Origin of the sequence: Caulifigura coniformis (assembly GCF_007745175.1) — a bacterium.
Classification (GTDB): Bacteria; Planctomycetota; Planctomycetia; order Planctomycetales; family Planctomycetaceae; genus Caulifigura; species Caulifigura coniformis.
In genome coordinates, this window is record NZ_CP036271.1 from 6,163,439 (window position 1) to 6,177,850 (window position 14,412).

Consider the following 14,412-nt stretch of genomic DNA (forward strand, 5'->3'; position numbering starts at 1 on the left):
CCCCGGCCCCGGAGGTGCGCCCGCTGCAGAGGCCTGCTTCCGCTGCGCTCCAGCAGGCCTCTGCAGCGGATCCTTTGACAAGCGGGTCTTTAAGTTAGAGGTTGGTAGCGTCCGTGGGGGCAGGTCACGACCAGTCCGCCTTTCACATCAGCGGAGCGTTTGGAAAGCGACGCGTCGACGTCGAGTGAAGCGTTCGTGATCATTCGAAAAATCTCATTTCGTGTGATGGTTGTCTTGTATCCACAGCTGCGACGACGTACACGAAGCGTCGAGGGTCATCCGCAATGCTACTAGGTGCATTGCCGATGCTCGGACGTTCTCTCCGGCCGTCGTATGCCGCTGTGAGGGGCTGAAGGCCTACCTAAACCGATGGGCGTTCTCGGAAACCCGACCGCAAGTTGGTCGCAAGCTTCATTACAGAGCTGATGCCGGCAACCACTCTGAACATCACACGGCGAAGCCATCCGTAGCAGCGTGTGGATGAGGCTCTGCTTTCAACTCCCCGCATCGGAGGGGCATTGTCTTCCCTATTCAGCGTAGCCGGAGGTCCAGGAAGAGTAGGGACTGCATCTGAATGGGACGCCAGATTCCAGAGGGATCCGGTGACCTCCCGCAATGAGTGGATGGATTGATCGAACGAGCGGAGTGCTCCGAAGTGTCGCAACGCGACTTGGGTCGCGGAGCCTCTGTCATTGCACATCAGGCACAAACGGGCACGCGGGTTGACTCTGCGTAGCGCTGCGACCGCCCCCTCGTTAACGCCGGTCGACTGTGTATCGCACAATATGATTTCGATCAGCGGCCAGAATCTGCCGTAGACGTCAACGCCTTCAGCGCAGTCCACCGCAGTCCAAAGGTCAAAGCCTTGGCCTCGCAGCGCCTCACCCAGGGCCCGGCGAAACGACAGCTTGCGTTCAATGAGGAGCACTCCCTTTGGCCGGCTGTCGATATCAGGCGCCCGATGCCGACTGATTTCGTGCAGCGGTGGAGATGCGTCAACCTTCCTTCTGGAGGCGCACAGACATGGAGTGGATGGAATGAAAGGAGTATGTGGCATGATGTCCTGAAGTGTGAAGAAGAACATCACCCTCGATCGCGTGCGGGATTTGCCCAGACGAGGGGATCGGTGGTTCGGCAGAGGGAGATGATCGCGCAGACCATCTAGTGTGCCCGGCGACGCCGAGGAGAAACGCTGCTCTAGCAGCGCATAACGACCGTCGAGACAACGATCAAAGAATATGCCACGGCCGCCGACGTGTCGCTCGAGGTGACGCGAGACTGCAGAACCGACGCGCAGCCGGTGGGGCTCACGACAGCGGGTGCCATTGTCGAAAGCTGCGACTCCACATCAACCACTGTCCTGCCCTGCAGCGAATAGGCGGGCTGCTCCGAGGCAATCAGGATCGGAACGTGAAAGCACCCGCAAGACTTCGTGATCTGATTCTGCACGCCCCTCGATGCGGCCTCGCGGTGCGACGTGCACTGCTGCACCTCGTCGCGGCAGGCAGCGAAGAGTTCACTGGACTGTCGGGTTGCATTGCATGCATCTCTGCATGACGTACAGGAAGCCGACCCCGAATCGATACGACATAGGCCGTCATTACTGACGCACAGATAGGCAGACACGCGGCTCCCAGTGAGGAGCTGCGTCGCAATCAGCATCAGAATGAGGAGTGATCTGATCATTACCAGGTGGGCTGTCGCTGCCTGAGATTGTCCTACGTCATCGACCAATAAACAACGGCTTCGCGAATAAAGAATTACTCAGGCTCTGGCAGCCTACGTGAAGGGAACTGAGCGGACGCTGCCTGAAAAAAAGCATGCCCCACCGATCCGATCGGTGGGGCATCACGAGCGCCGCTCGAAGGTCAATCTGGCCTCCATGCTTCCTTCGTAAGGCGTCGATTACGCAGACTGGCGATGGCGCACCGCGACCGACTCACGACTCGTCAGCAATCCCTGGCGAAGCGTCAGCGTCTTAGAGGCGCGGGCAGCAGCAACCGGATCATGCGTGACGGTGATCACTGTCCGGCCTTCGCCGTGGACTGTGTCAAATGCTCCAAGAACCGTCTCGCGACTTTCTGGATCGAGATTCCCCGTCGGTTCATCGGCGAGAATGATTTGGGGATCGTTGACCAAGGTCCTGGCCAGTGCGACACGTTGCTGCTGCCCAACGCTCAGTTCGGCTGGTCGATGATGTAACCGCTCTCCGAGACCGAAACGTTCGAGCGCCGCTGCGGCACGGCGCTCTTGCTCGGACCGATCCAACTGCAACAAGCAGAGAGGTATCTGCACGTTCTGCAGAGCTGTGAGGTACGGAATCAGGTTGAAAGTCTGGAAAACAAACCCCATTCGCTGACTGCGCAACGCGGAACGAGAAGTCGCAGGCAGGTCGTAGATCGACGTATTCTCCAACCAGACTCTCCCCGAGGTCGGAGACAGCATTCCTCCGAGCAAAGACAGAAGCGTTGTTTTCCCGCTGCCGCTTGGGCCAACGATCGCGACGTAGTCGCCTTTGGCAATCGAGAGGTTCTCGCACTGTAGCGCCGTGACCTGCTCACCACGCCGGCAGTACTGTTTTATCACGTTCTCAAAACGAAACATCTTAGACCTCCTGGAAGCAAAGGCAGGGATCGAGGGCGGCCGCCTTCCGTGCAGGCCACCAAGCCGAAACGAGTGCGAGGCAGGTCGCGATCACAATCGCGAGCAGCGTGGTTGCGGGAAGGACTGACACCGCGACATGTGCCCAAGCAGGACCCGCTGAGACGGCGACGGTCAGGCCAACCACGCTGCCGATCGTTCCAGCGACGAGGCCAAGCACCAACGCCTTCCCGAGAAACAGTCTCTGGACAAAATGTGGTGTTGCCCCAAGGGCCATAAGCGTTCCGATCTCGCGCCGCCGCTCTCGAACGTTCGCAGTGATCGCTCCAGCAAGGCTGGTTCCGCCGACGATGACGAGCACCGCCAGTACGAACCACGAGGTGTTCGACATGAGCCGATTGACTCCCACCTGCGTCTGAACCACCTGTGAGATCGTAACCACTTTGGTCTTTGGCAAGAGCTTGCGCAGCTCAGGAACGAGTCCTCCCGCTGCGTCTTCACAGCATCCGATGACTTCGATCGCGTTACAGACTGGTCCGCTGTTGGACGCATCCTGAACCGTGTGCAGGTGCGCAAAGACTCGCGAGTCATCGACCGTCCCGGTTGTCGGAAGAATCCCGAGGATCTTGAAGGGCTTACCCAGTAGGTTCACCGTTTGACCGGTAACCGCCGCCGAGCGTTCTGCAACGTCAGCTCCCAGGATCACTTCGTTCGGTTTCAGATTCTGAATTGCGCGGTGGGTGACCAGGGAGTCCGTTCCCTCAAGTTGGGACGTCGTCAGCTTTGCCTTCTCACAGCCTTCGTGGGCTTTCGGCGCGGTGAACGCTGCGGTCGTCTGCCACGTGGTTTGAGCAGTCAACTCCGACTGGGGCAAAATGCCCGTCAGAGTCACCGGGACATCTTCTAGACGGGCTTGTACGTTGAGCCGGGGAGAGACTTGTTCAACGCCTGTCAGGCCGGCTAGATAGATCTCTGAGACGTGCTCTTCCGGGATCGTGCCACTATTTTGATCCGCGGCATAGTAGTCCTGAAGCGTCGCTTCGGCGGGCAGGACCAGAATATTGGCTCCGAGCTGAGACAGTTGCCGCGAGACGTCATGTTCGGAAGCAACCGTTACGTGACGAATCGCAACCAGGGCTGCCACTCCAAGCAGAATCGCCAGGCCGTTTGAAAAGGCAGCCCAGGGGCGGGATCGGAGCTCGTTCCAGATTATCGACGGTAGTGTCATGGGATAACTCTCTGAGAGGAATGGGGACGCCGGCAGTGAGATTAACGGCGGCTGCCCGCGGGGCCGCTGGCTTGCGGCGCGTGGTTGTGTTTGCAGTTCTCGTCATTGCAGCACTGGCCTGCTTTATGGATGGCTGCGGCAATTTGCTCCGTGCTGGCACTGGCATCGAAGTGCCCGATGAGGGCCCCAGGCGGCGCGATCAGGACTGCATAAGGCCCATTCACCTTATTGGGCTCCAACTTCATCTGCTGGTGGAAGCGGGCCTCGGCCGGATCATCGACTCGCATTCCCACCAGGGAAATCCGGTCCTTGTACTGCGGCAGCTGCTGCACGGCGCGAACACCTTCCGGAACGTCAATCCGATCCGTCTTCGTCATGCAGACGAAGACAAGCTTCTGGTTCTGAAGTTCCTTCATGCACTGCATCATCGTCGGCGGGACAATCGCTGATGCGATGAGGTCCGGCGTGATTGTTCGCGGGAACAGTCCTGTGACGGCGCCGTTCGGCGCGAGCACTACCGCCAAAGGCATCGGAGCTCGTGAGATCCCCAGCTTCTCGACCAGAGCACGCTCGGCAGGGTCGTCGACTTTAGCCGATGTGAGAACTGCCTTTTCCCCGTGCGCCAGGAGTCCAGTCTGTGTTTGCTGGTAGAAATCGCGAGTTGCGGCGTTGTTGTCGCGATGAAAGACGACGAACGTGAATTTCCCGGACTGAGCCGACTGGTCCAGGGTCGATTGAAGCGTGCTTGCGAAGCCTGGCTGCTGAGCGGAGACCAGGCTGGGAAGACACATTAGGCAGGCAGTCAAGATGCCCTTGAGCGGCAGGCGTGAAATCATCATTTGAAACTCCTCCGTGTGGATAAGAACTTCCTTGGGAACTCGAACGTTAACCGGTGGCCTTGACGGCCTAGCCGACGGGCTGCATGCAGGCGCGTGACTTAGACACGCCTATTGGTGATTTGCACTGACGATGTGCGATCGTCATCAGAGCTTCGCTGGCGATTGCCCAATGCATCTCGCGTACGGCGCGGATTGCGGGCCAGTCCTTGCGGAATGAGTTGCGAGCGCAACTCACTCTGGGACGTGCGCATCAGGTGAAGCGAAGCGTCGGCTGAATGCCGACGAACTGGCCTAGATCAGCCAGACTTGGGTGAGCGCGCGGCGCTCTCGGGAAGAACACGAGGGCAACTTATCTTGCGAGTTACCCCAGACCGTAAACTCAGACTGCTGCACCGACGACGCTCCGGTCACGGCACACTGGGTGATCGCCCAGACCTGAAGCCCCATGAATGGGGAAACCGTGGTGATCAGCATTTCGCCGTGCGCACAGCGATCTTCGTCGCAAGGAGCGTCATCAGAATCTTGTTCAGCGAGATGCGTCTCGCCAGACGCATCTGTCGACCGGTCGTGCCGACAGTCGGAATCGCCCAGATGACAATGATCCGATGCTGAATGCTCGTCTGCGGACGAGACAGCGCTGCAAGCGTGCCCGACATGGCAATGGGCATGGTGCCAGCAGCACCCGAAAATGCTGTGGATCAGCATCGGGAGCAGTGCGATCAGGCTGGCAATTTTGCCGCACATTGGGCAGCGCGTCCGGGACAACGACAGAGCATTGACGAAAGGCGACAACGCGAGAATGGTGTCCGATATCTAGTTATCGCGTCAATGCCGGATATTCTTTGGACAATCCTGCTGAAACGCGAACTTTCTAGGCAAGCCGTTTTTCTCGGGACACGGGGACCATGGCGGAAGTCTGGCAGGCCGCCGTGGGCCGCTGTTCGGACTCTGCTGTGTCGCACTTGTCCTAGGCTGGGTGGCTGGCGGCAAAAAAGAAGGCGTCGACGCGTGAGTTTTGTGGTCGACGCCGGCAAGACCGTTCTCGGCTCTCTTCGGGCAACGTTCAGTGGTGGGAGTGGCGATGTCCGAGTGAATGGGGAGGACGATGGGATTGGCCCCCGACGCTCCAGGAGCTTGGAGGCTGCCAGCTGCTTATCGGGTGATAGACGACAGGTGCCGAATACAGTGGAACCGGGGGCGGTGCGTAGACTGGGAGCGACGTGGGGCAGAGCGCGGGCGGAGGCGAATAGCTGACTGGGCTTGGAGGATACGCTACGACCGGCGGAACCGTGTTGACGGACGGTGTGGGATAGGTGTGAAGATGCCCAGCATGATTATGCCGGGTTTGAGCATGGCCATGAGCGTGCCCGTGTGAATGGGAATGCCCGTGTGAATGCTGGGCGTCCGCAGTCGTTCCGATGGCCAGAACCAAAGCGGTTGTAAGGTAGGCAGCCATGTCTAAGGTCTTCATCGGCACTCTCCAAGGTTTCGGCGGGGTTAGTCATCCTCTGCAGGGCAGGGCGGAAATGCGTGGAGGGTGCTACACAGGATTCTTTTCGATGGCCAAAGCTGGTGGCGATTCGTGTTACGTGCTGTGTGGATAAAGCCTTCGGATGCGCGTCGGTCCGCGGACACGGGACCAGCAGCGTCACCGCCAGGGCGTTGTTGTAGAACGACGGCGAACTCTCGAAGACGAGATGTGCGGTCGCGTCCCGCGGTTGGCCGCTGCTGCAGCCACTGGCAACGTTGTCCTGACCGAACGACTCGAAGTTCAGCAGATCGCCCACCGCCGGTCCGGCTCAGGGTTTCCACACCGCCCGCTTCGACAAGTGGACGAATTCCTACGGCCGGCGAAGCTTGAGCCCGGTTCTTCACGAAGACGCATAAACTCCGTAGCATCGGTGGAACCGAGGTGTGCTGCAGCGTGATCCGGGGCCGTTTCGGATCGTGTGCTAGAACCTCTACCTGCGTCCCCGGAGGGCAAAATGTTGAAGACCTCTGCCGTTGCTTTTTGTCTGTTGGTGATTTCCGTTCCGGTTGCGGCCCAGCACCACCATCATGGCGGTCATGGTCACGGCCATACAGCTATTCACAGCGGGTCGCATTGGGGCCATTCGAACTGGTCGCACGTTGCGCCGAGCCATCAACACTACGGAAATGGTCATCACGGCACGTACTACACGACGGGGCACACTCACTTTTACACGCCGACGGTGGTTGCATACTCCACTACTGCCAATTACGCCGCCCCTCCCGTCCAAGCGCCGGTGCAAATGGCCTTCGGATCATTTGCGCATACGGATGATCTGGCGGGCCGTCTTGGCGCTGACCTCAACAATTTCTGCCTCGATCTGCACTACAATTACCAGAACAATCCTGGGTATCGCGAGACGTATCGCGAGGCTTACGGACTGCTCCAAGTCGCGAAGCAACTGCATCAGCAGCAGCACGCCGGCGACCGGGCCTCGATCGTCTCGCAAGTGTCGAGCATTGATCAACAGTTTCACCACATTCAGGAGGACGTGTCGAAGTTCAACCGACAGCCTTTACGTCAGATCGCGATGGGCGGGGTTGTGACCAAGGGTGAAAGCATTGAAGCGCTCATTCACCATTTAGCCTATGATGTCGGCGTCGAGCCTCATGCGCCGGAGCAAGCGCCGGCGCCGCTTGGCGCCGGCACTGAAGTCGCTCCCCCGCCATCAGACGGTTTTGGAGCGCCCGCACCTGGTCTGCTCAACGCACCCGTGTCGACTCCGCCTCCCGCGACGCTTCCTTGAGATTTCTGAAGGCGAATTACTGGTGAAGAGCCGGTCGCTGTGGCCGGCTCTCTTGTCGTCCTTCACTGCCACGGCAGCTGTGGCCATGAGCAAGAATGGAGCTCGCTTCGATCGCCGTTGGCGGTCGCGGATCTATTTTGGTGGGGCGGGGGCGGTGTCCCCGAAAAGCATGAATCGCTGTGCTGCCAAGCTATTCGTGCGAGAAAGGTCTGACTGACGGAGCATGCCGAACTGTACAGGCGATGCGGGCGAGAGTTGGGCCAAGACGGAGTCAAAGTGGTGTCTGAGCTGAGAACGTCGCAGCAGTGAGTTATTTTGCTGCGACCGTGGCGTCAGGAATTCGATTAGCGGATGCTCGACGGTGTTGAGCCGGGGCTGGCCATGGACCTGCCATCGACCGATCAGCAGTGATTGCAGATGCTCTGGAGTGTCTAGAAAATCGTCGGTAACTCGCTCGGCGCGTGACAATGCAAGCATCCGGTTCACCAAGTTGGTCCGATCGACCTCCAACTCGCCCTTAATTCCGATCAGCGCAACCATCGGACGGTTGCGATCGAGATGGCCCCACCAGAGCGTGCAGTCGGGAAAGATGGTTGCAAATGTGTCAGCGATGATCGCAAAGTCGCTGGCACCAAGCTGGTAGAGCGCTAGCCACTGGCAGAAGAGCCCTCCCTCGTTGAGTCGATCTGAGACTCTGGCGAAGTGTTCTCTTGAGTAGAGATAGCCGGTCTGGCTTTCCCATGGGACGAAGAGATCTCCCACGACCACGTCGAACGACTGTTCTGTCGACAGAAGAAAGTGACGGGCGTCGTCGACGGCGATTGTCGCACGGGGGTGGTCAGTGACGGCGAGATTTGCTTCGCCTAACAGCCGCGCTGCCTCGACGACTTCAGGGATCAATTCCACAACCGCGAAACTCTCGACTTCGTTGTGGAGGAGCGCTGCGCCGGCAGTGATGCCGGTGCCTAAGCCGAGGAATAGGGCTTTGCGGGGCTTCGGGTGCAGTAACAACGGCAGATGTGCTTGACGACGTTCGCGGGTCAAGTCGTCCCCGGTCGAACCGTAGCGGTAATGTACGTTCTGCCGGAGTTCGCGAACGCCAGTGCGGGAGTCCTCCAATGCGTCGATCCAGCCATACGACGACTCCCATCGCCTGATTAGTCGCCGACCGCCCTCAGCTCCCTTCGACTCAGTCGAAGAAGCGATGACCAGGACGGTCACTGCGGTAGCAGATGACGTCAGGTACAGAGAAGCGACTCGCCATCGTCTCCTGCTGACCGTGCGGAGGAGTGCTGCGACGCTCAAAAGGACCGCGAGTGTGACGAACGCGTTCCATAATCCCAGCGTTGGGAGAAGCCAGAAGCTCGTGACGAGGGATCCACAGGCAGCGGCGAGCGTATTGACCATCGTCAACCGAGCAATGTCCCGTCCGCGGTGCGACTCTGAGTAGGCAGCTTCGCTCCAAAGCGCGGGCAGGATTATGCCGAGTATGGTCGCTGGCACGAGCATCGTCTTGATGGCAAGTCCAGCGCAGGCAGCGATGTAGCTGCCAAATCCGCCGTCCGTCTGTAGGTAGGCCAACTGAGTAATCTGTTGAAAGAGTAGAACAGAAACCGCGATCGCCACGGATCCGCTCCACATTGCGAGGCTGACCAAGTCGATTGCCGGAAAGCGACCCGTAAACCAAGACGCAAGAGTTGCTGCCATCGCAAGGCCGAACAGGAAAACAGCGAGTACGACTCCGAACGAGTAGGAACTGTTGTGGAAGACGAGCGAGAACAACCTGAGGTACAGGACTTCAAGCGAAAGGATCGTGAAGCCCGAGATAGCGGCGGTGACGTGTCTGGAGACAGAGGCAGAAAGGCCTGCCGATACTTGAGCAGTACTGGACTGACTTGATCCGGACGGGCCTCTGGCACCACTTCCAGGGAGGATCGAGGAGGCACTCTCACCGGCCTTCCAGCTATGCGAGATCTGCGCAGCGATCACCGCGCACGCGAGCGACGTCGCGGCGGCCACCATTCCGGTACTTCGTACGCCAACATGCACGAGTAACGTCGAGGTCGAGATCACGACGCCGAGCATCGCACCGAATGTATTCACGCCGTAAGCGAATGCCACTCGATCGAACCCCTTTCGACTTTGTGACGGCTTAACTCCTTCAGACATAAACGGGAGAGTGGCGCCGAGTCCAGCTGTTGACGGAAGCAAGATCAGAAAGGAGATCGCAGCCTGGGACATCGCTGCGGATGTGCCGCCACGTCCATCCAACCATCGGACAACTTCCGCAGAACCGATCAGATCGAGCAGTCGCGGGATTGCGGTGGCCCAGATCGCTGTGATCACTTCAGCAGCTGCGTACCCCAGTAGCGGGCTAACTCGCGATGAATACCTTCCCCCCAGTTCATAGCCGATCGCCAATCCGCCGAAGTAAGCGGCGAGCACGACGCCAGCTGACCGAGATGTGTGGCCAAGAATTTCGCCCAGTTGCCTTGTCCAGGAGACCTCATACGCCAATCCCGCCCCGCCTGAGAGGAAGAAGAGGGCGCACAGGCTCAAATAGCGTAGTCGTGACATTTGTTGGCGAGAAATCGGATGGACGCTACTTGAGGAGCTGTTCACTCTCCTCTGTTCGACTTCACTTGTCGTCGAGGTGACAACAGAAGGGGATCGGCAGAATCTGCCGGAATTCACGGCGGCTAAGAAAAACGCTCGCCAAACGCGAGTCAATCGGATTCGGCATGCGGCTCGCATCAGTGATGGACAACGCCAAACGGCGTCGAAACGACAACCCTTCACTCGGAGAAGATGCCATGAAGACCACACTGATTGCCGCGTCCGCCGCACTTGCTGTTGGAATTGCTGTGACTGCGGAAGCTCAAGTTCCCTGCGGCACGGGCTATGGCAACTGGAGCAACTCGACGAGCTACTACCCGACGACGAACTTCGGGTACTCCACCAACTATGGCTACGGCGTGACGCAGCCGTACTCGGGATACTCCAGCTATCCGCAGTATGGCTCAGTTCCTTACGTCCCCACCCAGTACGGCTCGGCGTGGAACAACACGTCCGTCTACCGCGCTCCGACGTCCACCTACGACTCGGTGCATGGTGACTTTCACCGCAACACCAGCTACTCGACGAATCGCTGGAACAATGGTTTCGGCAACTCGTTCTCCCACCATCGCAACTGGTAACAGTCCCCGACATTTCACCAGGAGGACTGAACCTTGAGGGTCTCGAAAGATCGGTGCCGACTGAGGAGCGGGGAACGTACTGCGCATCATATGCTCCGCCGCTACCTCAGCCGACACGCTCCGCAAGGCCACTCTCATTCCGCGTAGGCCAGTAGACGCAGGGCATTCAGCACCACCAGCAATGTCGATCCCTCGTGAAAGACGACCGCGGCCCCCATTGGAAGACCAAAGATCGTTGCAGGCAGTAAAAGGGCGACGACGCCGAGACTGAACCAAAGATTCTGGCGGATGACCCGGCTGGTTTTGCGGCTGAGGCCAACTGCAAACGGGAGGTGAGCGAGATCGTCGGCCATCAATGCTACATCCGCGGTCTCCAACGCCACATCCGACCCCGCGGCCCCCATCGCGACGCCGACGCTCGCACTGGCCATTGCGGGAGCATCATTGACTCCGTCGCCAATCATTGCGACGCCGCCATTGGCTCGTAGTTTTTTGATGGCATCGACCTTACCGTCTGGCATTAGGTCTCCCCAGGCTTCTTCGATCCCAACTGCCTTTGAGACGGCGTCCGCGACTTGCTGATTGTCACCGGACAGCATGATCAGTCGTTTGACGCCCAACTCCCGCAGCCTCGCGATCGTCTGCTGGGCTTTCGCTCGCGGTGTATCCATCAGCCCCAGCACTCCGAGATAACTGCTGCCTGAACGAACCACCATCGTGGTCCGGCCATTCCGTTCGAGTTCGGCGATCTTCGAACGAAGGCCGGAAGGCAGTTTCTCGCCATCGATCTCCGAGAACAAATCGTGCTTGCCGATGTGGACCATCGTTCCGTCGACAACCGCCTGGACTCCTCTGCCCGTGATGCTCTTGAGATCAGTGGCATGTCCAACCTTGGCGTTGCCTAAACGTCTCCGGCCCTCTTCAACAACGGCAGCGGCAAGAGGATGGTCGCTAAGCGACTCGACGGCGACCGCCGTTCGCAAGAGTTGCTCTTCGGATTGTCCATCTGCGGCGACAACGTCAATCAGCCGTGGCTTGCCTTCCGTCAATGTTCCGGTCTTATCGAACGCGATGGCCGTGATGGTTCCGAGGTTCTCCAGCGGCCCTCCGCCTTTCACGAGGACTCCGCCTCGTGCCGCTCGTGCCACACCGCTCAGGACGGCACTCGGTGTCGCGATCGCCAAGGCACAGGGACTGGCGGCGACGAGCACGGCCATCGATCTGTAAAACGAGTCGCGAAAGGGCTCGTCCACTACAACCCACGCGAAGAGCAACACCACTGCCAACGCAATGACTGCCGGGACGAAGTAGCGTTCGAATTGATCCGTGAAGCGCTGCGTCGGCGATTTCTGGGTTTCTGCCTCGTTCACCATCTCGATGACACGGGCCAATGTGCTGTCCGTCGACGCCTTCGTGACCTGCACTTCGAGAGCACCGCTGCCGTTGATCGTGCCGGCGAAGACTCGATGCTCACTGCTGAGCTGGGCGCTGCTGCTCGCAACTGAGTCGGCATCCGGGACCGGCCGTTTGTCAACGGGGACACTCTCCCCCGTGATCGGGGCCTGATTGACGCTACTTTCGCCCTTGGTCACAAACCCATCGGCAGGCACCCGCTCATTCGGCTTGATGATGGCGATGTCGCCGACGACGAGCTGTTCAACCGGCAACTCCTGGATCGTACCGTTCCGCCGAACTATTGCGGTCTGTGGCGCGAGCTCAGCCAGTGCTTCGATCGCTCGGCGAGCGCGCCCCATGGCATAGTGCTCCAAAGCGTGTCCAAGGCTAAACAAAAAGAGGAGGAGTGCCCCTTCTGGCCACTTCCCGAGAACGGCAGCGCCTCCGGCTGCGACGAGCATCAGAAAGTCGATCTCGAACCGACCGTGAATGATGTTTCCGACAGCTTCTCGGACCGTGAAGAATCCTGCCGTGATGAAGGCCCCGATGTAGAAGCTGATTGACACCCATGAAGCGGCGACAAACAGCCCTGCTAGCCATCCGGCCACAAGTAGTGCACCGCTGATACACGTTACGATCAACTCTGTCTGCTCGCCAAACAGGCCGTTGTGATCGTGAGAGTGCTCGCCATCCGCGGCGGAAGGGCTATCGGCCAAATGTTCTGACTTTGTGCGAGGAATCACTTCATTGATGAGCGTCTGAAGGCGAGCGTCGTCCGTTGCGTCGCGGTCGAATTCGATGCGAAGCACACCGGCAGGCGACATGCCGGCTTCGATAACTCCGGGAAGGGCCTGCACGGCTTGCTCGAAGGATCTGGCCTCCCGTGCATGCATGGGAGACGCCGCGACCAAGAGGTGACCGTAACGCTGCGACAACTCGACGCCGGCTCTTTTGATGTACGCTCTAACTTCGCTCAGCGAGATCACATTGGGATCGTAGTGAACGCAAATTGAACTAGATTCGTCTCCTGCATCGTCATCTTTAAGGTGAGTGCTCTCAACGCCGGGCTTGTTCTCAAGGAGTGTCTTCAACCTCGCCAGACACGCATCTTGAGCGTCAGGAACACCGGGCAAGATCAGCCCGATTCCCATGGTGGTCTTCTGCCCCATGATGTTTCCTCGGTTCGCAGCTGATTGGTGAATGGGACCGACTGAGCAAGGGAGGTCTCACCCCTACCAGACTTTCCAGATGGCGGGCAGTAGCCCCTCGCTGTGAAACTCGGCGAGGATGTGACCGGCGCCCAGCAGCAACCAGAAACACACGGCATCAACAATGTTTTTACGCATCACTCTCGGCGGAAATTCATACGTGACGGGTTCCTGATAGTTTGAAAGACGTGGCCAGAACGCAGGTGTGCTTCGTCGGTATTCCTCAAACGCCTTCCCGTGTCGTGCATGGAGGCGTCGCTCCTCGATCGCGATCAACGCCGGGTAATACAGGGCAAAGATCGCACAAAGCGCCAGTGGGAAGCTGAACGTTGACGTGCTGAAACTGACCCCAACTGCAGCCACTGCGCTGAAGAAATACAGCGGATTACGACAGAGAGAGTAGGGGCCACACGTCACAAGGTGAGTCGACTTGCGGCCAGCGATGAAAATCCCAGCCCAAAGTCGCCCCAAGGCTCCGACTGCCGTCATTACGACCGCGGTCGAGAAGAAGCACCAACCCGCGATTGTCTCCACTCCCCACCGGCTGGGGGCGCAGGTGGCCGCGACGAGTGCCACAACTGCAAACGCTGCTGTCACGGCTCGACGACGATGCTCGAAGGGAGTCTTACTTGTGATCGTACGATTCGTGCCCGTCATGAGGCGCATCGGTCCTTACTTGCGACTGGGTGCGTGGTTGCCCATGCACACGGTCGTTCTTTGACGTTGAGAACTCACGCTTAGTAAACAGAAGCCCGGAGCACTCTCGATGCACATCCCTAGCATGAGAGCGCCCCGGACTCGCCGGATCAATGATGGTGACCACCACCATATCCATGGCCTCCATGGCCATAGCCGAACCCACCGTGGTTTCCGTACCCGAAACCGACTCCATGCGAGTAACCGTGGCCATATCCGTGGCCATGCCCCCCGTACGGTGCGGAATACCCGACGACTGGCCCGTAGGCAGGCATTGGATAGCCGTAGCCGTAGCCGACATACGCGGGAGCGGGCGCAACGGCGACGGGTGAGTACCCGTAGCCGCCGTATCCGTATCCACACTGTGCGGAGGCGGTTCCTGTTGCACCAATCAACATTGCGGCGGTCAGAATCATTCTCTGCATCGCTCTCTCCTTTGAGAATTACGCATGCAGGCATCCGTGCCTCAAG

General features: G+C 59.0%; 10 protein-coding genes. 2 read left to right on the forward strand and 8 right to left on the reverse strand.

The genetic code is table 11. The annotated features are described in order from the left end of the window. Positions 1-1,905 precede the first annotated feature (1,905 nt). The 4 genes from Pan44_RS24765 to Pan44_RS24780 all read right to left on the reverse strand — a co-directional run bounded on the left by Pan44_RS24765 (position 1,906) and on the right by Pan44_RS24780 (position 5,324). On the reverse strand, positions 1,906-2,604 hold the full coding sequence (locus Pan44_RS24765; protein ID WP_145034420.1) for an ABC transporter ATP-binding protein: 699 nt from the start codon (positions 2,602-2,604) through the stop codon (positions 1,906-1,908). A gap of 1 nt (position 2,605) precedes the next feature. Further along, entirely contained in the window at positions 2,606-3,829 is a 1,224-nt protein-coding gene (locus Pan44_RS24770) for an ABC transporter permease (protein WP_145034421.1), read from the reverse strand. Between the two features lie 41 nt (positions 3,830-3,870). Next, positions 3,871-4,668, reverse strand: a complete 798-nt coding sequence (locus Pan44_RS24775) for a hypothetical protein (RefSeq protein WP_145034422.1) — start codon at positions 4,666-4,668, stop codon at positions 3,871-3,873. 467 nt (positions 4,669-5,135) lie between these two features. Beyond that, positions 5,136-5,324, reverse strand: a complete 189-nt coding sequence (locus Pan44_RS24780) for a hypothetical protein (protein WP_145034423.1) — start codon at positions 5,322-5,324, stop codon at positions 5,136-5,138. 1,329 nt (positions 5,325-6,653) lie between these two features. Between Pan44_RS24780 and Pan44_RS24785 the strand changes: the two genes are divergently transcribed. Then, entirely contained in the window at positions 6,654-7,445 is a 792-nt protein-coding gene (locus Pan44_RS24785; RefSeq protein WP_145034424.1) for a hypothetical protein, read from the forward strand. Positions 7,446-7,577: 132 nt separating this feature from the next. On the opposite strand, the gene Pan44_RS24790 is transcribed toward Pan44_RS24785, so the two are convergent. Beyond that, the gene (locus Pan44_RS24790) at positions 7,578-10,067 is read right to left on the reverse strand and encodes a fused MFS/spermidine synthase (RefSeq protein ID WP_197453631.1); all 2,490 of its coding nucleotides are present in this window, start codon (positions 10,065-10,067) and stop codon (positions 7,578-7,580) included. 191 nt (positions 10,068-10,258) lie between these two features. On the opposite strand from Pan44_RS24790, the gene Pan44_RS27620 reads away from it, so the two are divergent. Further along, entirely contained in the window at positions 10,259-10,642 is a 384-nt protein-coding gene (locus Pan44_RS27620) for a hypothetical protein (RefSeq protein ID WP_197453632.1), read from the forward strand. 134 nt (positions 10,643-10,776) lie between these two features. On the opposite strand, the gene Pan44_RS24795 is transcribed toward Pan44_RS27620, so the two are convergent. The 3 genes from Pan44_RS24795 to Pan44_RS24805 form a co-directional block, all read right to left on the reverse strand. Then, a complete protein-coding gene (locus Pan44_RS24795) occupies positions 10,777-13,206 on the reverse strand; it encodes a heavy metal translocating P-type ATPase (RefSeq protein WP_145034426.1) in 2,430 nt (809 codons plus the stop codon). A gap of 63 nt (positions 13,207-13,269) precedes the next feature. Continuing rightward, entirely contained in the window at positions 13,270-13,911 is a 642-nt protein-coding gene (locus Pan44_RS24800; RefSeq protein WP_145034427.1) for a methyltransferase family protein, read from the reverse strand. A 140-nt stretch (positions 13,912-14,051) separates the two neighbouring features. Next, complete coding sequence (locus Pan44_RS24805; RefSeq protein WP_145034428.1) at positions 14,052-14,366, reverse strand: hypothetical protein; 315 nt, start codon at positions 14,364-14,366, stop codon at positions 14,052-14,054. Positions 14,367-14,412 lie beyond the last annotated feature (46 nt).

Excerpts from the sequence above, each read along its gene's own strand:
- Pan44_RS24780 (WP_145034423.1), bottom strand. The coding sequence starts at position 5,324 with ATGTCGGGCACGCTTGCAGCGCTGTCTCGTCCGCAGACGAGCATTCAG.
- Pan44_RS24765 (WP_145034420.1), bottom strand. The coding sequence starts at position 2,604 with ATGTTTCGTTTTGAGAACGTGATAAAACAGTACTGCCGGCGTGGTGAG.
- Pan44_RS24785 (WP_145034424.1), top strand. The coding sequence starts at position 6,654 with ATGTTGAAGACCTCTGCCGTTGCTTTTTGTCTGTTGGTGATTTCCGTT.
- Pan44_RS24775 (WP_145034422.1), bottom strand. The coding sequence starts at position 4,668 with ATGATGATTTCACGCCTGCCGCTCAAGGGCATCTTGACTGCCTGCCTA.
- Pan44_RS24805 (WP_145034428.1), bottom strand. The coding sequence starts at position 14,366 with ATGCAGAGAATGATTCTGACCGCCGCAATGTTGATTGGTGCAACAGGA.
- Pan44_RS27620 (WP_197453632.1), top strand. The coding sequence starts at position 10,259 with ATGAAGACCACACTGATTGCCGCGTCCGCCGCACTTGCTGTTGGAATT.
- Pan44_RS24800 (WP_145034427.1), bottom strand. The coding sequence starts at position 13,911 with ATGCGCCTCATGACGGGCACGAATCGTACGATCACAAGTAAGACTCCC.
- Pan44_RS24770 (WP_145034421.1), bottom strand. The coding sequence starts at position 3,829 with ATGACACTACCGTCGATAATCTGGAACGAGCTCCGATCCCGCCCCTGG.
- Pan44_RS24795 (WP_145034426.1), bottom strand. The coding sequence starts at position 13,206 with ATGGGGCAGAAGACCACCATGGGAATCGGGCTGATCTTGCCCGGTGTT.